The sequence below is a fragment of the Halococcus agarilyticus genome, assembly GCF_000334895.1.
Taxonomy (GTDB): Archaea; Halobacteriota; Halobacteria; order Halobacteriales; family Halococcaceae; genus Halococcus; species Halococcus agarilyticus.
In genome coordinates this window covers 37,509-57,883 of record NZ_BAFM01000010.1, presented here as the reverse complement: position 1 = coordinate 57,883, position 20,375 = coordinate 37,509, and the positions used below count along the sequence as shown (strand labels likewise).

20 protein-coding genes are annotated in these 20,375 nt (G+C 66.6%); 10 read left to right on the top strand and 10 right to left on the bottom strand.

Annotated features, from left to right (window positions below; translation table 11 throughout):
• The first annotated feature begins 91 nt into the window (after positions 1 to 91).
• Positions 92 to 1,000 (top strand): ABC transporter ATP-binding protein, encoded by a 909-nt coding sequence (locus TX76_RS09515; protein ID WP_049902030.1) that lies wholly within the window; start codon positions 92 to 94, stop codon positions 998 to 1,000.
• A complete protein-coding gene (locus TX76_RS09510) occupies positions 993 to 1,799 on the top strand; it encodes a hypothetical protein (RefSeq protein WP_049902026.1) in 807 nt (268 codons plus the stop codon). The genes TX76_RS09515 and TX76_RS09510 overlap by 8 nt, the downstream gene beginning before the upstream one ends.
• 361 nt (positions 1,800 to 2,160) lie before the next feature.
• On the opposite strand, the gene TX76_RS09505 is transcribed toward TX76_RS09510, so the two are convergent.
• Positions 2,161 to 2,871 carry an SdpI family protein gene (locus TX76_RS09505; RefSeq protein WP_195156035.1) on the bottom strand — a complete coding sequence of 237 codons (711 nt, stop codon included), beginning with the start codon at positions 2,869 to 2,871 and terminating at the stop codon, positions 2,161 to 2,163.
• 342 nt (positions 2,872 to 3,213) lie between these two features.
• Complete coding sequence (locus tag TX76_RS09500; protein WP_049902020.1) at positions 3,214 to 3,543, bottom strand: hypothetical protein; 330 nt, start codon at positions 3,541 to 3,543, stop codon at positions 3,214 to 3,216.
• Between the two features lie 259 nt (positions 3,544 to 3,802).
• Here TX76_RS09500 and TX76_RS09495 point away from each other — a divergent pair, with 259 nt between their 5' ends.
• Complete coding sequence (locus TX76_RS09495) at positions 3,803 to 5,017, top strand: inorganic phosphate transporter (RefSeq protein ID WP_049902015.1); 1,215 nt, start codon at positions 3,803 to 3,805, stop codon at positions 5,015 to 5,017.
• Between the two features lie 93 nt (positions 5,018 to 5,110).
• Here the strand turns inward: TX76_RS09495 and TX76_RS09490 are convergent, their stop codons facing one another.
• Positions 5,111 to 5,362 (bottom strand): hypothetical protein, encoded by a 252-nt coding sequence (locus tag TX76_RS09490; RefSeq protein WP_049902011.1) that lies wholly within the window; start codon positions 5,360 to 5,362, stop codon positions 5,111 to 5,113.
• 62 nt (positions 5,363 to 5,424) lie between these two features.
• Complete coding sequence (infB, locus tag TX76_RS09485; RefSeq protein ID WP_049902008.1) at positions 5,425 to 7,242, bottom strand: translation initiation factor IF-2; 1,818 nt, start codon at positions 7,240 to 7,242, stop codon at positions 5,425 to 5,427.
• Positions 7,243 to 7,392: 150 nt separating this feature from the next.
• Here infB and TX76_RS09480 point away from each other — a divergent pair, with 150 nt between their 5' ends.
• Together TX76_RS09480 and TX76_RS09475 are read left to right on the top strand one after the other, a co-directional pair.
• Positions 7,393 to 7,635, top strand: coding sequence for a PRC-barrel domain-containing protein (locus TX76_RS09480; protein ID WP_049902006.1), 243 nt, complete (start codon positions 7,393 to 7,395; stop codon positions 7,633 to 7,635).
• Entirely contained in the window at positions 7,635 to 8,093 is a 459-nt protein-coding gene (locus TX76_RS09475) for an NOB1 family endonuclease (RefSeq protein ID WP_049902003.1), read from the top strand. The genes TX76_RS09480 and TX76_RS09475 overlap by 1 nt, the downstream gene beginning before the upstream one ends.
• Before the next feature lie 22 nt (positions 8,094 to 8,115).
• Here TX76_RS09475 and TX76_RS09470 read toward each other — a convergent pair whose 3' ends face one another.
• Positions 8,116 to 8,880, bottom strand: coding sequence for a CPBP family intramembrane glutamic endopeptidase (locus tag TX76_RS09470; protein WP_049902001.1), 765 nt, complete (start codon positions 8,878 to 8,880; stop codon positions 8,116 to 8,118).
• A 63-nt stretch (positions 8,881 to 8,943) separates the two neighbouring features.
• Positions 8,944 to 10,230, bottom strand: coding sequence for a hypothetical protein (locus TX76_RS09465; RefSeq protein WP_049901998.1), 1,287 nt, complete (start codon positions 10,228 to 10,230; stop codon positions 8,944 to 8,946).
• Between the two features lie 75 nt (positions 10,231 to 10,305).
• Between TX76_RS09465 and TX76_RS09460 the strand changes: the two genes are divergently transcribed.
• The 5 genes from TX76_RS09460 (at position 10,306) to TX76_RS09440 (ending at position 14,387) form a co-directional block, all read left to right on the top strand.
• Positions 10,306 to 10,953: a hypothetical protein gene (locus tag TX76_RS09460; protein ID WP_049901996.1), complete on the top strand. Its 648-nt coding sequence runs from the start codon at positions 10,306 to 10,308 to the stop codon at positions 10,951 to 10,953.
• Between the two features lie 68 nt (positions 10,954 to 11,021).
• Entirely contained in the window at positions 11,022 to 11,540 is a 519-nt protein-coding gene (locus TX76_RS09455; protein ID WP_049902208.1) for a DUF5812 family protein, read from the top strand.
• Between the two features lie 67 nt (positions 11,541 to 11,607).
• Positions 11,608 to 11,805, top strand: coding sequence for a hypothetical protein (locus TX76_RS09450; RefSeq protein WP_049901995.1), 198 nt, complete (start codon positions 11,608 to 11,610; stop codon positions 11,803 to 11,805).
• A gap of 84 nt (positions 11,806 to 11,889) precedes the next feature.
• On the top strand, positions 11,890 to 12,747 hold the full coding sequence (gene secF, locus TX76_RS09445; RefSeq protein ID WP_049901992.1) for a protein translocase subunit SecF: 858 nt from the start codon (positions 11,890 to 11,892) through the stop codon (positions 12,745 to 12,747).
• Positions 12,744 to 14,387 carry a preprotein translocase subunit SecD family protein gene (locus TX76_RS09440; RefSeq protein ID WP_049901989.1) on the top strand — a complete coding sequence of 548 codons (1,644 nt, stop codon included), beginning with the start codon at positions 12,744 to 12,746 and terminating at the stop codon, positions 14,385 to 14,387. Before secF ends, TX76_RS09440 begins: the two co-directional genes overlap by 4 nt.
• Before the next feature lie 412 nt (positions 14,388 to 14,799).
• Here TX76_RS09440 and TX76_RS09435 read toward each other — a convergent pair whose 3' ends face one another.
• The 4 genes from TX76_RS09435 to TX76_RS09420 form a co-directional block, all read right to left on the bottom strand.
• On the bottom strand, positions 14,800 to 17,292 hold the full coding sequence (locus tag TX76_RS09435; RefSeq protein ID WP_049901986.1) for a DUF2298 domain-containing protein: 2,493 nt from the start codon (positions 17,290 to 17,292) through the stop codon (positions 14,800 to 14,802).
• Positions 17,293 to 17,586: 294 nt separating this feature from the next.
• Entirely contained in the window at positions 17,587 to 18,270 is a 684-nt protein-coding gene (gene rnhB / locus TX76_RS09430; protein ID WP_049901983.1) for a ribonuclease HII, read from the bottom strand.
• 40 nt (positions 18,271 to 18,310) lie between these two features.
• On the bottom strand, positions 18,311 to 18,673 hold the full coding sequence (locus tag TX76_RS09425) for a VOC family protein (RefSeq protein ID WP_049901981.1): 363 nt from the start codon (positions 18,671 to 18,673) through the stop codon (positions 18,311 to 18,313).
• A gap of 289 nt (positions 18,674 to 18,962) precedes the next feature.
• Complete coding sequence (locus TX76_RS09420) at positions 18,963 to 20,366, bottom strand: tRNA pseudouridine(54/55) synthase Pus10 (protein WP_049901978.1); 1,404 nt, start codon at positions 20,364 to 20,366, stop codon at positions 18,963 to 18,965.
• Positions 20,367 to 20,375 lie beyond the last annotated feature (9 nt).

Genomic DNA, 20,375 nt, shown 5'->3' with positions numbered 1-20,375 from the left:
ACGGACCAGCCGGAGGCGTCGATGGAACACCGCCTACGTTCGGATATCCGATCGCTCCGGCGAACGATCGTCGTGACTGGAGTAAATACGGATGACCGGTATCGCTTACTCTTCGGTGACGGCAGGATACAAGTCGTTGCGCGTCCTCGACGACGTGACTCTCGAGTTGGATCGGGGCTTCAATGTCCTCCTCGGCCCGAACGGCTGCGGGAAGACCACGCTGTTTCGCTGTGGGTGCGGGATTCTGGAGCCCGACGAGGGCACGGTTTTGGTCGACGGGCGGAGCCCGTACGAAGAAGCGAGCGTGAAACGGGACGTGAGTTACCTCCCACATCGTCCGGTTCTCAACACCGGGTTGACGGTGCGGCAGAATCTCAGGTTCTGGGGGAAGGTACAGAACCTCCCGACGGAAACTGTCTCCGACCGGATCGAGCAGCTGGCGGACCGATTCGATTTCCGCGAACTTTTGGATCGTAACGCTGGCGAGTTGAGCCGTGGGCAGTCCCAGCGTGCATCGATAGGACAGGCGCTCCTTCCGGACCCGTCAGTGTTGTTTCTCGACGAGGCGACGACCGGACTCGATCCGATGATCGCACAGGATATCCGTTCCTATCTCGATCAGCTGGGCAAGACACAGACGGTCATCTATTCGACCCACGACCTGAACGAGGCAGACGACCTGGCGGAACGTCTGCTCATAATGCGGGACGGCCAACTGGTGTTCGACGGAAGCATCGAGGAGGTCCGTGACCGCGCCTTCGAACGACCGACCATCGGTTTCGAGGCTGTCGATACCGATGCAGCTCGCCAGGCCCTCGAGAGCGAGGGCTACGAACCGGCGGTCGAAGATTCGTACGTGGTCGTGACCAAGCGACCGGAGACCGAGATGAGCGATCTCGTCACGAGGCTCGCACGAGACGGCATCAACGTTCGAGAGGTGAAGATGATGGAGAACTCCGTCAAATCACTGTACAAGAACATCGAGGCGAACTATGAGTAACGAAACCGAAACGATCGACCTCTCGGAGGCGCTGGTGTGGCAGCAACTGCACTCCCGGCGGCTCAAACTGTTCGCCATGCCGCTGTTTTTGGCCGTGGTGTTTGGGGGGATCACCGTGGTGAGTATCGGTTCTCCGGGATCGGTGACGCCGACGACGAGACGGAGCGTCCAGCGACTCGTGGGACTCTACTTCGAAACGCAAAACAGCGAGTACGCCTTCGCGCTGGCGCTGTTTCTGATCCAGGGACCGTACCTCCTCGCGACGTTCTCGAGTGTGCTGGGAGTGAACACCGGGCAGCGCATGGCGGGAAATCTGATCTCCAGTGGCCAGTTCGAGCTCTTGCTCAGTTCCCCGTACCACGAGCGACAGGTGTTCAACTCGCTGCTGGTGTCGACGACCCTCGTCACCTTGCTACAGGTGTTCTCGTTCGCCCTGGTCGCACTCGGGATTCCGATCGCTGTGCTCCTCTCGATGGGCGCACAGCTCGGTTCCCAGCTGAACGCGACACTTCTTCCCGCGTTTCTCCTCCCGCTCCCGACTGCTATCTGGGCGAATCTCGTCGTCATCCTCGGGTCGATGGGAATTGGTGGCGACCTGTCCGATGGCGTTCAAGATCTGTTTAGCGCCGTCGGAATCATCCCCGGTCTAGCGTTGACTATTCTCGTTAATCTGTTCCCCAATCTGAATCTGCTCCTGTTCTCACTGGCCTCGATCGTCTCGATTCTGTGTCTGATCGCGATCTGTGGCTACTGGGTAACGACCCGGTTTGATACCGAGGACATCCTCCCGGCGACGTGAGCACGTCACCGCGTGGTCGGCAGTGCCGGTCGTCGTATCGGCCCCTGTGACGTCCGGTTTTCGCCATGTTCGGCTGGAGAGACGCCGGGTACCGACGGGGCCGGACTGGTTCCGTACGCGGTCACTTGCCAGCGTCGCCGTGAGTCGGGGGACGGCTTGCTCGCATGGAGGGTACGCCGATCCGACGATCAGTAGGTGCTCCGACCACGCTGGCCCAGCGACGACGACACCGACCGCTTTCGACGGCTGGTCGGATCGTCCCGGATGTCCACGAAACAAGAGACGGTCTCGAATCACGGCTGGCCGCCTCACGGACACGGTGTCCGGCACCGATGCGTGAGCGGCGTCCGGGAACCGCGTCTCACCCATCGTAGAGACGATACGAGTAGTAGTACAGATACCCGAGCACCGAGAGGAACGGGACGACGATGAGTACGAGAGCGACTATCACCGACGGAGCGGCGGCGGCGAGGGCCGCGATGACGGCAATGATTTTGAAGAACGGAACTGCGTGATCGTGGGTCCGGTTCCAGACCGTCTCGTCGCTCATCGTCCACGGCGAGCGGATTCCGACCAACCGGTTCTGTTCGAGGACCGGCAACGCTTTCGAACCACTGTACAGCAGGATAGCGACAACCAGCGCCCCGATCCGCGTCGAGAGAGGCTGTCCACCGCCGAACTGCAGACCGCTATTCCACGCGACGATCGTCGCGAAGACGAGCAACACGAGACTCACCAGTGCGAAGGCAGTCCACTGATACGCATCGCGAACCGACGCTACCGTTTTCTCGATTCTGTTGACCCGCGGCGCGATGGCGAATACGCCAAGGAGGATCACCTGAACAACCAGCACCGAAGCGACAGCCGTCGGTGTAGACAGCGTGACTACCGAATTCCCGCTTGCGTCCCAGAGAACCACGACCGAAGCGGGGAGACGAACGACGGCGAACAGAGCCAAGAGGACTGTGAATACGAACACGATACCCGATTTGTGGAGGGTACCGGCGTCCAAACCGGCCTGTCGACGGTTTCGTGTATCTCCATTCGGATTTGTCGTCTTTGATTCGGTCACATGACACAATCCAATACTCTAGTTATATAAATTAAACGCATACCTGGTCTCATCTACAGGAACCAAGGAAGTAATTTGGGTCGACACCACGCTCGTGTGGCCTTCTTTCGAGAACGTTCGGCCGCAATCTCTGCACAGTGGGGCCGCTCACACTGAGGATAGCGCCGCTCTATCTTTCCCGAGAGCGGACCGATCAGCGGGGCCGCCGCTGACTGCGAGGCCACGGCCCACGGATCGACGAGCCCTACCGGATGATTCACGGTCCGTATCAGCGTTTTCAGCGACATCGCACCGGATGTACCAGAGTAATTCTGCTATCGAGCAGGATGAACTGGAGACGGATCAGAAGGTGAGTTGACTGATGATCTCTTCCTGTGCGGCCCGGTTCTGCATCGCCTGCCACGACTCGAACTCCGTCGTCTCCGTTGCGAACGGGTCGAGCACCTCGTCGGGAATTGCTGCTAGTTCCTCGCCTGTGTTCGGGTTTCGAGGGCAGTCATCGCGGAATTGCGCGAACGATTCGAACTGGGTATGTTCCCGCATGAGCGTCGGTGCGAAGAACTCGGCGAGACTGACCTTCGTTCCCGCTCGAAACTCCGCAATGCGCCGCTGTACTTCCATCAATCGCTCCTCGATCTCATCGAAGTCGTCGCTGCTGATCTCGAAATCCATTGGGGGTGAAAGAAGCGAGCCGAGAAGAAGAGTTCGGGTCGTGTCTCGGGTTCGGCGACGATGATCTCCACGTACCATCCGCGATTCCGTCGATACACTTCACAAAGAACGGCATCGGTAGCAATCCTCGCGAGCAAATATGAGGATTGAACCGTCTCGACACAAACCGCCGAATAGATGACAGTCAGCGCTCCGGTCGAAGCCACTGAATCTCCGCAAAATCCGAACACGATCGCGGTCGTCCCTAATCGGACGCGGGATGGCCAACCAACTGCTGCTCGTCGGGATTGCGCTCGTTGCGGCGCTGTTCATGTCGTGGACCATCGGGGCGAACAGCAACTCGCCACCGCTCGCACCCGCTGTTGGGGCCGATTCGCTGCCAGTCATGCGGGCGGCGCTGCTCGTGGGTCTGTTCGCCAGTCTCGGGGCGGTGGTGCAAGGCGGGAGCATCTCGGAGACGGTCGGGCGAAACCTCATTCACGGGACACGGATCACGCCGCTCGCCGCCGCTGCCCTGCTCACTGCGGCGACGTTCATCTCGCTTGGCGTGTTCAGGGGCTACCCGATCCCATCGGCGTTCACGGTCACTGGTTCCGTGGTGGGCGTCGGTCTCGCTCTCGGCGGCAGTCTCGCTACCGCCGAATACGCGAAAATCCTCGGGTTCTGGGCCGCTATCGTCGTCGTGGAGGGGGTGCTCGGATTCGTCATCGCTACCGTCCTGAGATACGAGCGCGTGCCCGAGTCGGCCAGCATCCCCTTCGTCGCCGGCTTCGTCGGCTTTGCCATAGCGAACATCCGACTCTCGGTGATTCCGACGGGCGGTGCCGGCGAGCAGGGGACGCTGGCGCGGTATCTCGCGGCCACCGCGGGACTCACCACGCCGGTCTCGCTTGGATCGTACACCCTCACGATGGGTGGCGTGAGCCTCTTGTTTGGAGTGGTCGCGTTCGTGCTGGTCCGACGGTCGCTCCGGCGATCGCTCGAATCCGGAATGCAACGATTTCTGATTGTCCTCGGCCTCCTCGTGACGTTCACGAGCGGCGGGACGCAGGTCGGTCTCGCTACCGGCCCGCTCGAAACGGTGTTCTCCGGAAACCTCGGGTTCCCGACGGTGTACCTGCTGTTGCTTGGCGGTGCCGGGATTCTCGTCGGCGCGTGGACGGGCGCACCACGGTTGGTTCAGGCCGTCTCCACTGAGTACGCCACGCTCGGCCCGCGCCGCTCGATCGCGGCGCTCGTTCCGGCGTTTCTGATGGCACAACTCGCCATCGTGTTCGGTATCCCCATCTCGTTCAACAAGGTCATGATTTCGAGCATCATCGGGGCCGGACTCGCTGCACGGCCCGGGAGTGGCGACTTTTCGCCACGAAAAACCGGCTATACGGTCGTGAGTTGGGTCGGGTCGATGCTCGGTGCAGGCGCGGTGAGTTTCGCTCTCTATCGAGTGTTATCAACGATTCCCGGACTATCGTGAGAAGACAGCGGGTACGATTCGGCAATCGAGGGCGCTGTGGCACAGGATGAGTATGAACCGCCTCCACTACTGCCGACCGACAGCAACGAAAGCTCAGTTCGCGTACGCTCCACTTGGCGGATCGTAGAACAGCGCGTAGCCGAGCGTGGCGAGTGCGGGTACCATCGCGACCGCGAGCGCCGCCGACAGCGACGCGCTCGACACGACGCCAGCGGCCCAGCCCGCGACGAGCAGCGCGGGGAGGACGAGGAGCACGAGATCCGCTGGCGCGACCGTCGGTCGGCGCTCGTGGACGAATTCGACGACCGACCCATCCGTGTCGCCGTGCTGGCTGGAGCGAGTCATCGTTCACTCGGTGCTGACTCGCGCCGGCTAATTAAATATTATTACTGCGTGTGCAACCCGAGCTACTTCCCCCAGAAGGGGTCGCGTTGGCGGTGTTTGTCGAGATAGACGTGGAGCGCTTCGAGTTCGTCGGCCGGAATGTCGTCGGTGAGTTCCTGTTCCAGCACTTTCGCGTGTTTTTCGGGAATCTCCGACCACAGCTCGTCGCCCTCTTCGATCTGGCGACCGACCGTGGGACCGTCGATGGCGACGCTGACGCGCTCGCCCGCGCGGGCCTGGTCGACGTCCTCACCCTGCTCCTGAATCCCCTTGACCTGACCGAGGCGCTCGGGCTGGTTGCCCTCGAAGTTCACCACCCGCGAGTTCTGCTTCAGCGTGCCCGTCATGACTTCGACGCCGACCACGGCGGGATCGTTCTGGCGGAAGGTGTGATCCGGGAGGAGCCGGAATCTCGCGGGTCGGGCGATGTTGTCGAGGATCGCGTCCTGCTGGGCGCGCTCGCGCTCTGCGATGAACTCCTCGTACTCCTCGACGAGGCGGTAGATCACGTCGCTCTCGAAGAGCCTGACGCCCTCGTTTTCGGCTCGCTCGGCGGCGTCGTCGAGCACGTCGACCCCGAACGCCATCACGGTCTCGTGGCGCTCCTCGTCGGCGGTGCTCGCCACCGTGACGTCGCGCGGCGCGACGTCGCCGACCTCGGCGCGCACGATCGGGATCTCGGCCTCGTCGAGCGCGTCTGCGACCGCTTCCAGACTCCCCAATGTGTCGGCCTTGACCACGACACCCTGCTCCTCGGTGGTGACGCCGAGCGCGGCGAGCTCGGCCTCGACCTCCTCGGTGACCGCCTCGCGCTGCTGGTTTCTGAGCACCCGGACTGGTGCGCCCGCCATCGCACTGTCGAGGTCGGGCGCGGCGATCTTCAGCCCCGCTGCCGCGGTCACCGACTCGACCTCCTCGAACCGCTTTTCGGTACGGATCTCGGCGAGCGGCCGCGGCTGGAGCAGCGCGCGCACGTCGGTTACGATCGGATCGCCCGTCCCGCCGACCACGATCGTGTCGTCCGCCTTTACGGTCCCGTCGTAGAGCACCACGTCGATCGCCGTCCCGAACCCCTTCTGCTCCTTGACTTCGAGGACCGTTCCCGCACCGGGACCGTCGACATCGATCGCCATCGCGTCCTTGAGGTAGCGCTGGGAGAGGCCCATGAGGACAGTCAAGAGGTCGGGAACGCCCTCACCAGTCTCGGCGCTGACCGGGACGACGCCGACGTTGTTGGCGAAGTTCTGGACCCGCCAGTACATGTCCGCCGAGAAGTCGTGATCCGAGAGATCGCCGATGAGGTCGTAGAGGTTTTCGTCGAGCGTCGAGCGCGCGCGGTCGGACTGGGCGTCGTAGCTCTGCTGGATCGGGGTGTTCTCCTGTGGATTCCAGCCCGGCGTCGTGTCGACTTTGTTCGCCGCCACGACGAACGGCGTCTCGGTCCGCTGGAGGATGTCGATCGCCTCGATGGTCTGGGGCTGGAACCCGTCGTTGACGTCGATCACGAGGATCGCGATGTCGGCGAGCGCGCCCCCGCGGGAGCGCAGCGTCGAGAAGGAGTGGTGGCCCGGCGTGTCGATAAAGAGCAGGCCGGGAAGGTCGAAATCGGTCGGGTCGACCAGCGAGCCCGCGATCTCGGAGACCGTTTCGAGGGGGACGGCAGTCGCGCCGATATGCTGGGTGATCGCGCCCGCCTCGCCGTCGATCACCGTCGATCCCCGGATCCGATCGAGCAGGCTGGTCTTGCCGTGATCGACGTGGCCGAGCACGGCCACGATCGGTGTTCGAAGCGTCTCACCAGTGGCGTCGGCCGCGTCGGCGTCCGTGTGTGTCTCAGACATCCAATCTCACCCGAGAGAAACTCGTTGTGTGATACAGCCGACGGCCGCAGTTAAGTTCGTCGTCACGCGGGTCGTGAGACCGCAGCGACCGCACCGTCGCCACCCGGAGCCTCCGTGGTGTTTATAGTGACGGCCCCCGGTAGGCCGGGTATGCCGGACGTACTCGCGCGGAACCTGCTCGACAAGGCCGTGATGGGCTCGGACGGAACCGAGCTCGGCACGCTCTCGACGATGACGGTCGACACCGAGACCGGGCGGCTGCACGATCTCGTGATCACCCCCAGAAACGACACCGACGCACAGATCGATCTCGACCGCGACGACGAGGGGCGATACACGGTCCCGATCGGCAGCGTCCAGGCGGTCAAAGACCACATCGTCGTCGGTCGGTGATGGAACTCTTAGACGCCTCGGCGTTCATCCACGAGTACGACGCCGACGGAGACATCGCGACGATCCCCGCGGTCGAGGCCGAGCTCGACGGCGAGAGCGCCTACCGCTTCGACGCGCTCGAAGGCGGCGGAATGTACATCCACGTCCCCGAGGAGGCGGTGGTCGAACGGGTCGAACGCACCGCCCGCGAGAGCGGCGACGCGGCGGAGCTCTCGACCACCGACGTCCGGCTCCTCGCGGCGGCGTTCGAGCTCGACGCCCGACTCGTCACCGACGACTACGCGATGCAGAACGTCGCCGAGCGCCTCGACGTGCGAATCGAACTCATCGCGCGCGAGGGGATCACCGAGGAGCGCGACTGGGACTTCCAGTGTGCGGGCTGTGGCCGCGAGTTCGACGAGAACAAGGAGCGCTGCCCGATCTGCGGCAGCGATCTCGCACGGAAGAACCCCTCGTAGCCACGACGAACCGGTATCCGGGCTACAGCAGCGCAGTCGCGCTCCCGGTCGCATCAACCCACTGAATCGCGAACAGGGTAGTGTTGTAGAGCCCGTGGACGACGATCGGCACGACGAGGTTTTTCGTGCGTTCGTAGATCCCACCGAGGATCACGCCGAGCAGCGCCGCGACGACGACGTACGCCAGCTGGCCGGTGCCGCCACCGATGAGCGCGATCAGATGGACCGCCCCGAACAGCGCGCTCGCGATCGCGATCGCGAGCGCCGGCCCAAATGCCCGCCGGAGCAACCCCTGGGCGGCTCCCCGGAAGACGAGTTCCTCGAAGGGCGCGACGAACAGCAGCGTGACCGGGATCATGTAGAGGAAGAGGGCCGGGTTCTCGCGGCCCATCGCGATGACCTGGTTCGTGGCGGGTACGATCCCGAACTGCGAGAGGATGGCTCTGACACCGGTCGAAACGACCAGAAGGGTGACGACGCCGCCGGCGATCCAGGCGGCGCTCCGGAGATCGAGCGATCGAGCGCGCAACACCGACCACGCGTCGGCGAGCGAGAGGTAGGCAGCGACCGCGATCCCGAACCCGACGAACTGGGCGATCGAGCGGGCGACGTAGTTGAGCGTAGTATCGAACCCGGCGATCCCCATCTCGACGAGCACGGTGGCCGCAAGCGACGCGGCGACGCTGCCGAGGAGAACGGCGAGCGCGATGACTGCGATCGCCGACAGGAGATCGAGGAGCGCGCTTTGTCCGTCGACGCCCGCAGATTCGCGGTGATCCGACGCCATGCGTTGGGTGGAGTTGGGACGCCGGCCGAATACGTCCTCCGGTCCCGATGGGTCAGCGGTCGATCACTCGATCACGAGTTCGGTCTTCTCGGCCACCGCGTCGGCCTCCGCGAACTCGCCGCCGCCGAGCAGCCCGCGTGCCGCGCGCTTGCCCCACTCGACCGCGGGCTGGGTGAACGTCTCGATCCCGTACAGTTCGCCCGCGAGCACGCACGCGGTCTCCATCGTGTAGAGCAACTCGCCGATCCCCCGCTCGTCGAGCCGGTCGAGTTCGATCCGCACCGAGGGCCGGTCGGCGGCCGCGAGGCTCGCCTCGGTGGCGTCGAACTCCGCGTCGAGCAGGTCGCCGAGGTCCGTGCCACCGAGGTAGGCGAGTTCTTCGCGGTCGGTCGCCGGTATCTCGCGGTCGGGTCGTTCTCGCGGGCGGACCAGCGTCACGAGCGTGTTCGCGGGGCCCGCACGATAGCGCTGGAGCTGGGAGTGCTGGTCGGTCGCGCCGAGCGCCCGGGTGGGAAGCTGGCCGAGGCCGTCCTTCCCCAAACTCTCGGCCCAGAGCTGGGCGAACCACTCCGCGAACGGCTCCAAGGACTCGGCGTACGGCATCATCGCGTTGACCGCCGCACCCCGCATGTCGAGCGCGTACGCGATCGCACCGTAGGCGTAGGCAGGTGTCTCGAACAGCGACCCCGAGAGATCGGCTGCGCGCCGGCCACCGTCGATCACGGCCTCGATGTCGTGACCGCGGATCGCCGCCGGGACGAGACCCACAGTCGAGAGCGCGGAGAAGCGACCCGGCACGCCGTCGGGAACGCGGAGTGCGGGCAGGTCGTGAGCGTCGGCCAACTCCCGGAGCGGGCCCGATTCGCCGGTCGTCACCACCGTCCGATCGGTCCAGTCGACGCCCGACTCCTCGTACGCCTCGCGGACCACGAGGAAGTTCGCGAGCGTCTCGGCGGTGGTCCCCGAGCACGAAACCACGTTCACGACGGTATCTTCGAGCGGGAGCGATTCGAGGACGCGCGAGACGTGGGCGGGGTCGACGTTGTCGAGGGTGTGAACCCTGGAGTCGCCGAGCGCGCCGGCGATCGTGGCCGCACCGAGCGCGCTGCCGCCGATGCCGACCACGAGGACGTGTTCGGCCCCCTGGAGGGGCGAAACTGCCTCGGTGATCGCGTCGGGATCGGTGGTTTCGGGAAGGTTCAGCGCGGCGTAGCCGAATTCGCCCGCCTCGCGGCCGCTCGCGATCCGGTCGTGGCAGGTCGCGACGCGGTCGTCGAGCCGGTCGAGTGCGTCGCGTGAGATCCCCGGCCTGGCCTCGGCGGCGAGCGCGTTGCCGATGTCGATTTGCATGCGAAGAGTGGTTCGCGCCGGGGTAAAGTCGTTGTCGACCGCGGCGCTTAATCGCCCGGCCGTCCCAGTTTGGGTATGGCCGACCGCTCCGGGACGGTGGAGGACGCCGACGGAAGTGGTGGGATCGGCGAGGCCGGAGGGTCGGAGGAAACGACGTACTCGGGGCTCCTGACCGCGATCCCGTACGCGTTCCGCGCGAGTCGCTCCCGGCTCTTCAGAGGGTACGTCGTGATCGGCACGCTCGCGGCCGTCGCCGTGACGGTGCTGATGACGCTCGCGCTCGTCGTGGTGTTCGGCGCGACCGCGACCGGTACTGGCGGGGGGTCGCTGACGCTCTCGCGAGCGTTCTACGTGGTGGTCGGGCTGTTCGTCGTCGGGCCGATACTCGCGCCCCTCCTCCTCGTCGCGCGGCGACACCGCCGCGAGGGGTCGACGAAACGCTACGACGGGGCGCTCGGGCTCGCCGGCTTCGCCTTTCTCGGTTCGCTGTATCTCGGACTCCTGATCTCGGTACCGCCCGCACAGCAGACCCCGCCACAGCCGGTCGCGATCGTGCTCGGCGGGAACACGATCGGGAGTGTCCAGCTTCCGATCGTCCGGACGACCATCGACATCCTCGTCCCGATCGTCGAGTTCTTCTACGGGCTCCCACAGCTCGCCGGCCTCGTTCCGCCGGTGCTCGCCGCGGGGCTGATCGCCCTCGCCCACCGGCTGACGAAGTGACGACGGCCGCCGCGCGAACCCGCGACGCGACCGGAAAGCCTCAATCCGTCGGCGGCCGAGACGACGGTATGGCAAAGCAGGGAACCTTTCTCGTCACGCACGCCGACGACGATTCCGCGGTGCTGAAAGACACCGCGGACGGTCAGGTCCACACGCTCGCCACGAACCCCACACTCGACGCGGACTCGGACCTCGCCGGCGACGGATCGGAAGGAGGGGGCGCACTGTCGCCAGACGACGCGATCGAGGCGACCATCGCGCCCGAACCGCCACTCGACGTGGCGTGGGAACTCCGCGAGATCCGGGACCGTCGATCGCTGACCACGGAGCGGAGTTCGGAGCCACCCACGACACAGGAACGCGAGATCGCGGCCGGCCAAAACGAGGGTGATCTCACCCGGCGGGAACGGGCCGGCATCGGTGAAATCCACGTGCTCACCGTACCACCGAAGGAGGTCGAGGACGCGATCGCGGACGTACTCGACGACGAGGCGACCCTGGTGCGTGCGGCCGACCTCGGCGTCGAGCGCGTCGAAGTCCGCGCCGACACCGAGGACGGCGTGGTGAGCGTTCGCTACATGCCCTAGCGGGATCGAGGAGTGTCACGACGACAGAAATCGTATTCGAGGGGGATCGGAACCCGGAGTCGATCACGTGAACCGAGGGAGCGTCGTGGATTTCTTCGCGTTCGAGGCCACCGGAGGCCAGACGATCAATTTCTACACCCAAGCGTCGTCCTGTCTGACCGAAACACGGGCCGAGACGACATCGTCGAACGGTCCCGGATTCGGGATCGTTGGTAGGGTCGTCGTGGCCCTCGCCGTCGTCGCGCTCGTGGGACGGCGGCGGTAGTCGTGACTCGACTGGACGTGCCACAGCGGGGCGGTCGGTGGCGATATACCAAGGCTTATTCGGAGGCGTTCCGCACCGCAGGACATGGTTGCGTTCGACGTGCCGGACGTGGAGTATCCCGACTATTCGAACCGTCAGCTCGCGGCGATCCCGCTGGCGGTGCTCGCGCTCGCGTTGGTGGTGCTCGTCGGGTGGTACGTCGTGACCGGCGCACCGGTGACGCCGGGCATCGCCTTCACCGGCGGCACCGAGATCCAGATCTCGACCGCCGGCTCCGACGTCGCCATCGAGGACGCCTTCGCCATCGAGGACGAATCGACGCGTCAGGTCCGCGGCGAGGAGAGCTACGTCGTCACCTTCCAGTCGACCGACACCGACGCGATCCGACAGAGTGCCGAGCAGGCGGGCTACACGGTCGAATCGGTGCAGGGGACGTCGGCGAGCTTCAGCGCCGAGACCCAGCGGCTCGGACTGATCGGTCTCGGCGTGGCGTTCGTCGGGATGGCGCTCCTCGTGTTCGGGATGTTCCGGACGTTCGTGCCCTCGGTCGCGGTGGTGCTGTCGGCGTTTTCGGACATCGTGATCCCGCTCGCGCTGATGAACCTCGTCGGGATCAAGCTCTCACTCGGGACGGTGGCCGCACTCCTCATGCTGATCGGGTACAGCGTCGACTCCGACATCCTTCTCAACAATCACATCCTCCGGCGACGGGGTGATTTCTACGAGAGCACGTATCGCGCGATGCGCACCGGAGTGACGATGACGCTGACGTCGATCTCGGCGATGGCGGTGATGGCGATCGTGGCGACGTATCTGGGGATTCCGCTCCTGCCCGACATCGGGATCGTCCTCGTGTTCGGGCTCACGGCCGACCTGATGAACACCTACCTGATGAACGTGAGTCTGCTGCGGTGGTACAAGTACGAGGGGATCGCCCGATGATCAGAGAGAACTGGCGGCTCGTCCTGCTCGTCGTGTTCGTGGTCGCCGGTGGGGTCGCGCTGTTCGCGCCCCCGCTCGGCGGCGGCGCGGCGAACGCGACCGCTACGGCCCCGACCGCCGACGGCCCGACCAACCTCCAGTTCGGGCTCGATCTCTCGGGCGGGACACAGATTCGCGCGCCGCTCGTCGGGCTAACCGCCGAGGGCGTCGATGTCGCGCCAGGCGAGCAGGCCAACACCAGCCAGGCGGTCGCGACCGCGCTCAACGTTTCGGCGGCCGACGTCCAGGTCCGGACCGGCAACGGCTCCGCCACCGTCGAGGTCTTCCCCGAGCGGGTCACGGGCCCGGAGTCCGCGAACGGCACCGGCAACGTCTCCCAGGCGGAGTTCGCGCGGGCGCTCCAGTCGGCCGGGCTCGACGTCTCGGCCGGCGACATCAGCGAGGGCGTGACCGAGACGACCTACGAGACGGCGGTGAACACGCTCGAAAACAAGGTCAACGAGGCGGGACTCGCCGGCGGGACAGTCCAGACAGTGCAGTCGGCGGGCGAGCAGTACATTCAGATCGAGGTCCCGAATCAAAATCGTTCGGAGGTGCGGGATCTCGTCGCCGACCAGGGCCGGGTGGCGACGGTGGCGTACTTCCCGGTCGAGGGCAACAGGACGCCGGAGTACTGCAATCCTGATAGCTGGGACAACGCCACGTCGAACGAGACGGTGCCGGACGGGTATTGTAGCGTCACGGTGCTCCAGAGCCAGGAGGGGTTCGGGACCATCAGCCCCGTCACGCGCGGCGAGGCCGGCCAGCCGGTGGTGCCGGTGACGCTGACCGACGAGGCCGCCGGGCCATTCGCGGCCGACATGCGCCAGTACGGCTTCGCTGACCCAGCAAACAGCACGTGTCAGTTCCAGCAGAGCCGAACAGGTCACTGCCTGCTCACCGTGGTCGACGGACGGGTGGTCTATTCCGCCGAGGTCGTGCCCAACCTCGCTCGGTCGTTCGCCAGCGGCGACTTCGAGAACCGGCCGGAGTACCAGACCTCCGCGCCGAACGTCTCGGAGGCTCAGGACCTCCGGGTCGACCTCCAGGCGGGTGCGCTGCCCGCCCGGCTGAACCTCGACGCCGGGACGAGTCAGTTCATCTTGCCGAGCCTCGCCGAGCGGTTCAAAGTCTTCTCGCTCGTCACGGGCCTGGTCGCGGTGCTCGCGGTCGCGGTCACGGTGTTCATCCGGTATCGCGATCCGCGGGTGGCCGCGCCGATGGTGGTGACCGCGCTCTCGGAGGTGTTCATCCTCCTCGGGTTCGCGTCCGCGATCGGGCTCGCGCTCGATCTCTCGCACATCGCGGGGTTCATCGCGGTCATCGGCACCGGGGTGGACGATCTCGTGATCATCGCTGACGAGATCCTCCAGAGCGACGTCAAGACCGGCCGCGTGTTCAAGAGCCGGTTCCGCCGGGCGCTGTGGGTCATCGGTGCGGCCGCCGCCACCACCATCGTCGCGATGAGCCCACTCGCGGTGCTCTCGCTCGGTGACCTCCAGGGGTTCGCGCTCGTCACCATCGTCGGCGTGCTCATCGGGGTCCTCATCACGCGGCCGGCGTACGGCAACGTGCTCCGGAACCTCGTGACCGACGGCTGAAGTGAAACGTTTCGGCGCGCGGGGTCGATCGCGGGAGTCTGGCTGTTGCTGTCGGCGCACGGGAGTACGCCGGAGGCGTGCGACTCGCGCGAGGTCTGCGCGAGCGGTGCGAGGCGCGACTAACGGGAGCGCCTCGATGCGAACGGCGAACGTAGTGAGCCGTGAGCGGAGCGAGCGCAGGCTCGTCAGAGCGAAGCTCTGACGGTGGATGACTGAGCGAGCGTGGCGAGCGAAGGAATCGGTTGGGGAGGTCGTGGCCTGCGGTTCTCGTTTGTGTCGGCAGTAGTGCGGTCTCGACGACGACAGCACTGACGATCGCAACCGCTTCGGAAAGCCCCCGGCAGCCCCTTTCAGTCCCATCCGCAGCGGTTGCTCGGCAAGCAGTTTCGCAACTCGATACCGCCGTCGCGATTCACCCGGTATCGCAGTTCGTGTCCTCAGGTTCGCAGACGAAAGCGGGATCGACCGCGTAGATCGTCACCGCGCTGTTCTCGAACGCGACCGAGACGTTCGCCTGGCGTGCGTAGTTCTGGACGTCGCCGTAACGCTCGCGCTCGGGTGGGCCGACGTAGATGTACCGGACGTCGTGCTCGTCGATCACGGGAGCGCCTTCGGACCACGGTTCGGTGTAGATCGTGTTCACGGCCGCGACGCGCTCCTCGAACGCCGCCGCGCCGCGGTAGCCGCGCTCGTGTCGCCACCCGATCACGGTCGGCACGCCGGTGAGGGTCGCGGGCGCGCTCGTCCACGTGTACATCCGGGTGCCCGGCTCGGTCACGATGTTCGGCTGGCCCGAGCGATTGTCGAGCCACGCGATCGATTCGGCCTGGGCCGGCCGGGAGACGTCGACGAACCGGGTCGCGTCGAGCGAGGGATCGAGGCCGGCGGACTCCGCGGGCGGGTCGTCGAAGTGCGTCGCGAGCGCGAGCCCGGCGAACGTGCCGGTGGCCGGGACCACGAGCGCCGCGATCGCGAGGATAGAGAGGCCAGCGGCGAGCGCGGTGCGTGGTTGCGGCGCGGATCGATCGGCGAGCGCGCCGACGAGCGTGTCCTTGGCTGCCGCGAGCAGCCACGCGAGCGCGACGCCGCCGGCGGTGCCCCAGAGCACCCAGACCTGGAGGTACACCTTGAACACGGTCTTCCAGCGCACGTTGCGGGTGATCGAGCCCGCGCTCACGTACGCGAACTCCACCGCGAGCACGAGGCCCGCACCCGCGACGATCAGCACCGTCTCGTAGCCCACGAGGCCGCCCCCACCGAGAATCCGCGACTCCGATCCGGACGAGGAGCGATGGGGAGATCGCGTCCGCTCGGTCGCCGTCGCATCCGCCGGCCCCCGCGAGGAATCGGCGCGTGTGCGACACAGCACCCAGCCGGCGACGACGAACGGGCCGGCGAGCGCGACCGCCGCGAGATCCACGACCAGGCCGAGTACGGCGAACACCGCGACGCTCGCGATGCCCGTGATCGCGAGCGCTCTCGGCGGCGCGCGCGCGAGTCGGGCTCGCAGCCACCGTGGTCGGCGAGCGACGAGGTAGAGAGCGAAGAGCGTGAGGAAGGCCCCGTGGACCAAGAACAGCTCGCCGAGACCGCTGCGTGGCGGGAGGAACTTGACCCCGCGGACTGCCGGCCGGTGAAAGAGGAGGAACGGCGAGGCGAGCGCCGCGCCCGCGAGGCCGCCGGCGCACGCGAGCACGGCCGCGACGACCGTCCGTGAGAGTTCGTGTCGGAACCGAGCAAGGCGGGCGGGACCGGCCGTAGCGTCCGGCGAGGTGGGGAGATGCCGGGCGAGCACGCTGGGCAGTAGCGTCGCCGGGCGGGCGTCACCGAGGGCGAGCGAGAGCCAGAGCACGCCGACCGCGCTCGGCACGCTCCACGTGCTGATCAGTGCGCACAGACCCACCGCGGGCGGGAACGCGACGAAGACGAGCGCGCGCCGGCGGGTGAGAGCGGTCTCAGGGGTTCGGTAGTACGCGAAGGAGAGCGCGACACAGCCGAGGAGAAACGTCATCGCGATCATGAACGCGCTCAGGTCGCCGTTGAGAAAGGACCAGAGTGGGAAGACGTTGAGCGTCCCGTCGATCACGTACCGGCCGTACCAGTACGAGAACTCCTTCGGAGTGGTGAGGTTCGCGAGCGCCTCCTCGTAGGGAACGCCGCGGACGCCAGCGAAGAAAACGCGGCCGTACTGGGCGGCGAGATCGTCGGGGAGAACCCCGAGGAGCATCCTTCCGGGCGTCGCGAGGTTGCCGCCGATCCCGACGAAGAGGGCCGCGAGCGCACCCGCGAGGCGGTGCGAGCGACCGTGAGAGGCGGCGATCGCGCCCGCGAGGCCGTAGGCGGCGGTCACGAGCGACGCGAAGAACCCGGCGAGGGCGAGGTTGTACGCGTAGCGTGCGGGCGTGTCCGTGAGCATCGAGAGCAGCGCGGTCATCACGAACCCGCCGTAGTAGTACCGGAGGCGCTCGCCCGCGAACCAGAAGTCCTCCGGCGGGAGGCGATCGGCGCGCAGCACCGTCTGGATCAGGCCGAAATCGAGGAACTTCTCGCCGCCGCCGGGATGCACCGCCGGATCGACCGCCCGGATCGCGAGCAGGAACGCGAACGCGACACCGAACACCGCCATCGCAGCGGCGAGGCCACGAAGGTGGATCGACCCGCCGGCGCGGAGAGCGAGACCGGACGCGACGAGGAGGACCGCGACCGCGACGCCGACCGCGACCCAGCCGAACCTGGCGTGACCGACCCAGTAGGCGACGAGCGTGAGGACCGCGAGCGAGATCGGGAGCGCGAACGTCGCGCCGCGGTCGGGAAAGCGCTCGAAGAGGAGAGAGGCGATCGGCGCTCCCACGACGGCGAGGAGGGCGTAGGCCACGAACCACAGCGCGACGAGACCGTACTCCATTCGACCGACCAACCGGTGCGGGACGGCAAAGGGATTCCGTTCGCAGCGTCGCTATCGGACGCCGGACGGCCAGTGGAGAGGAGCGCGTGTAGCGTGGCAGTCACCGCGGTCGGCGCGCGGGAGTGCGTCGAAGACGCACGACTCGCGCGAGGGATGACCGAGTGAGGCGAGCGTAGCGAGCGAACGAGGGAGTTGGTTGGGGAGGCGTGTGGACAGTTGCGGTGCTGTGCGGACGATCAGTTGTGCCGGGAATCGCGGTTTGTGTTCTCGTGCTCACTAACGATTCATGATCGCTCAGAACTCCGCGAGCGCCGACTGTTCGGCGGCCGCGAGCGCCTCGCGGCTCGTCTTCCACGACCGACGCGCGAAGGATGGAAGATCGCCCTGCTCGCGGACGTACTTCGCGAGAAACTCGCGGGTGGTGGGATCGCTCGGGTAGCCGCTCCCGACGGGGCCGTGTTCGTCCGCGAGGGCCCCGATGTGAGCGTCACGAGCGACCTTGGCGACGACGCTCGCCGCACCGACGAGGTCGTATTTCTCATCTGCGCCGTGTTCGGCGGTGATCTCGACGTCCGCGGTCGTGGCCTCACGGACGCGCCGCCCGAACCGCTCCGCATCGGTGTCACAGGCGTCGACCACGCCGGCTGCATCGGCTGCCGTCCTGTCGGCTGTCGCTTCGGCGTCGGCCCCGACGCTCGCCACGCTATCGATCGCGGCCGCACCTGCCTCGATCGTGAGCGCGTTCAGGTCGGTGTCGGGTGCGTCGATTTCGGTCGGCGTGACCTCCCGGACCGCGACCGCGATCCGGTCGTCGTCGCGGAGGTCGGCAGCGAGCGCCTCGCGGCGGCCTGGCGAGAGTCGCTTCGAGTCGTCGATGCCCGCGGGGAGGGCGGCGGGGTCGGCGCGGACGCACGCCACGAACAGCGAGCCGAGGACGGGGCCGCGGCCGGCCTCGTCGACGCCGAACGAACGCTCCATGCACCCGTCCCGAGCGGCGGCGAGAAGCGTCTTTCGTCCGTCAGGCTCGCTGGAGGAGTTCGATCCGATTGTCGAACGGGTCACGAAACGAGAAGCGCTCGCGACCCGGAATCGGCGGTTCGTCGACCGTCTCGATACCGTGAGCTTCGAGCCGGTCACGCGCAGCGGCGACGTCCGCGATCTCGAAGGCGGGATGTCGCCTGGACTGTTCGTCGGAATCCTCGACGCCGAGGTGGATCTCGACGTCACCCGCGCGATACCACGTGGTGTCGGTGTCGCCGAACGAATCGGGTTGCTCGATCGGGGTCAGCCCGAGAACCTCGCCGTAGAACTCGCGCGCCGCGTCGACTTCCCCGGGAGGGATCGTGACCTGGACGTGGTCGATCCGTCGCCACTGAATCATGGCCGATCGAGACGAGGAAGGGTCATAAATCTCGGCCCTTCGTTCCGTCGAACCGGCAGGACCGATCGGGCGCTCGGTGGCCGAAAAATGCGGAGCGTCGGTTCGGCGGGCTCAGTCGGCCACGCCAGGCGCGAGCGGTTCGTCCTCCGTCTCCTCGTCGGGTTCGTCGGCCCACTCCGGTGTCGTCTCGTCCTCGCGTTCTTCGGTGTCCTCGTACAGCCGCACGGAGTCCGTGCTCCTGTGATGACACATGGGTTGACACCCCACACGCGCCACGGTACGAGCGCTCTTAACCGTTCCGCCGAGACTCGCTTTCGCCGTCGTCCGTGTGCTCGTCCGCGTCGGGTTCGTCTCCGTCCGCGCCGATCACGTACTCGGCCGTCGCGAACGGTTCGTCCTCGCCCTCGACCGCGAGGACGTCGAGCGCCGTGACGGTGGCGTCGATCCCGAGCAGCCCCGCGAGGCTCGGCTCGGTCCGATCGCCGTCGCCGCTCACGAGTTCCTTGACGTAGAGCCCGCCCTCGCCACGGAGTTCGACCGTCGCGTGACGCGCGCCGTCCCCGTCGTCGGTGTCGCCGTCGCGGTCGGGGTCGAGCTCACCGTCGATCTCGTACACCGTGCGCTCGCGGGTGCGACTCGCCCGACGGTGGTCGACGCGCTCGGGAGTGTTCTGGGCGATCGTCGCGCCGTCGAGAGCGACGAGCGCGTCAGCAAGTGCCGACGCCGTGACCGGCTCCGCGAACTCCACGGCCATCGAGTAGGTCTTGTGCGCGTCGAGTTCCTTCACGCGCTCGACCATCCGGTGGGTCGCGCGCCGGAGTCCCTCGACTTCGACCGTGCCGTCGGCGAAGTCGTTGATCGCGGCTTCGAGATCCGCTGCGTCGATCTCGCGGTGGTGTGGCTCCTTGACCTCGATCGCGAACGGGCGACCGGTACCGAGCATGCGCGCGTCGACGTCCTCGCGGCCGGCACCGTGGAACACCGCATCCACACCCTCCATCGCGTCCGCGACGACGGGTGCGGTCAGCTCCTCGACGCTCTCGTCGTAGAGATAGCCGCTGCCGCCGCAGTGATCGCAGGGCTCGGTCCCACCGTCGGCGGCGAGCTGGGTGCCGCCACCACCGCACTCTCGACACGGCCACTCGGTCTGGGGGATGTCGCGGTCGAGCTTGCGATACCGACCGTAGACGAACGCGGGATTGATCTGTGCGTCCACATCGCCGCGTTCGAGATTGACGAGCGCGAGCACGTCCGGGCGCTCGAAATCGACCTCGGTGCCCGTGTGTTCGCCCACCCGCTTGCCGACCTCGCGATTGAGGGCGGATTTGAACGACTCGCCCGCGTCGGGGGGCAAGCCGCTGTCCTCGCGGAGCAGCCGATCGTTCTCCTCGATCAGTGGCGGAACGCGTGTTCCAACCTGGTAGGTCGCGAACTCGATCCCGTCGAGGGCGTCGACCGCGCGCTCGGCCCACGCGTCGTACCGGCCGCACTCGCCCTCACAGACCCAGCACGTATCCGGTCCCTCGGAGGGATCGAAGGGGTCGTCGGCGTCGAGTGCGCTCGCGACCCGGAGGGCGTGGCCGCGCTCGTCGTTCGTGAGACCGAAACTCCGATCGGCGAAGACACGACCGAGACAGGCATCGCAGACGGGACCGTTGGCGATGACGGCCCGGGCGTCGTCGAGGATGGACATGACGCTTCG

Excerpts from the sequence above, each read along its gene's own strand:
- TX76_RS09425 (WP_049901981.1), bottom strand. The coding sequence starts at position 18,673 with ATGATTCAGTGGCGACGGATCGACCACGTCCAGGTCACGATCCCTCCC.
- secF (WP_049901992.1), top strand. The coding sequence starts at position 11,890 with ATGGTTGCGTTCGACGTGCCGGACGTGGAGTATCCCGACTATTCGAAC.
- TX76_RS09480 (WP_049902006.1), top strand. The coding sequence starts at position 7,393 with ATGCCGGACGTACTCGCGCGGAACCTGCTCGACAAGGCCGTGATGGGC.
- TX76_RS09490 (WP_049902011.1), bottom strand. The coding sequence starts at position 5,362 with ATGACTCGCTCCAGCCAGCACGGCGACACGGATGGGTCGGTCGTCGAA.
- TX76_RS09465 (WP_049901998.1), bottom strand. The coding sequence starts at position 10,230 with ATGCAAATCGACATCGGCAACGCGCTCGCCGCCGAGGCCAGGCCGGGG.
- infB (WP_049902008.1), bottom strand. The coding sequence starts at position 7,242 with ATGTCTGAGACACACACGGACGCCGACGCGGCCGACGCCACTGGTGAG.
- TX76_RS09435 (WP_049901986.1), bottom strand. The coding sequence starts at position 17,292 with ATGGAGTACGGTCTCGTCGCGCTGTGGTTCGTGGCCTACGCCCTCCTC.
- TX76_RS09470 (WP_049902001.1), bottom strand. The coding sequence starts at position 8,880 with ATGGCGTCGGATCACCGCGAATCTGCGGGCGTCGACGGACAAAGCGCG.
- TX76_RS09420 (WP_049901978.1), bottom strand. The coding sequence starts at position 20,366 with ATGTCCATCCTCGACGACGCCCGGGCCGTCATCGCCAACGGTCCCGTC.
- TX76_RS09455 (WP_049902208.1), top strand. The coding sequence starts at position 11,022 with ATGGCAAAGCAGGGAACCTTTCTCGTCACGCACGCCGACGACGATTCC.
- TX76_RS09500 (WP_049902020.1), bottom strand. The coding sequence starts at position 3,543 with ATGGATTTCGAGATCAGCAGCGACGACTTCGATGAGATCGAGGAGCGA.
- TX76_RS09440 (WP_049901989.1), top strand. The coding sequence starts at position 12,744 with ATGATCAGAGAGAACTGGCGGCTCGTCCTGCTCGTCGTGTTCGTGGTC.
- TX76_RS09475 (WP_049902003.1), top strand. The coding sequence starts at position 7,635 with ATGGAACTCTTAGACGCCTCGGCGTTCATCCACGAGTACGACGCCGAC.
- rnhB (WP_049901983.1), bottom strand. The coding sequence starts at position 18,270 with ATGGAGCGTTCGTTCGGCGTCGACGAGGCCGGCCGCGGCCCCGTCCTC.
- TX76_RS09495 (WP_049902015.1), top strand. The coding sequence starts at position 3,803 with ATGGCCAACCAACTGCTGCTCGTCGGGATTGCGCTCGTTGCGGCGCTG.
- TX76_RS09460 (WP_049901996.1), top strand. The coding sequence starts at position 10,306 with ATGGCCGACCGCTCCGGGACGGTGGAGGACGCCGACGGAAGTGGTGGG.
- TX76_RS09510 (WP_049902026.1), top strand. The coding sequence starts at position 993 with ATGAGTAACGAAACCGAAACGATCGACCTCTCGGAGGCGCTGGTGTGG.
- TX76_RS09515 (WP_049902030.1), top strand. The coding sequence starts at position 92 with ATGACCGGTATCGCTTACTCTTCGGTGACGGCAGGATACAAGTCGTTG.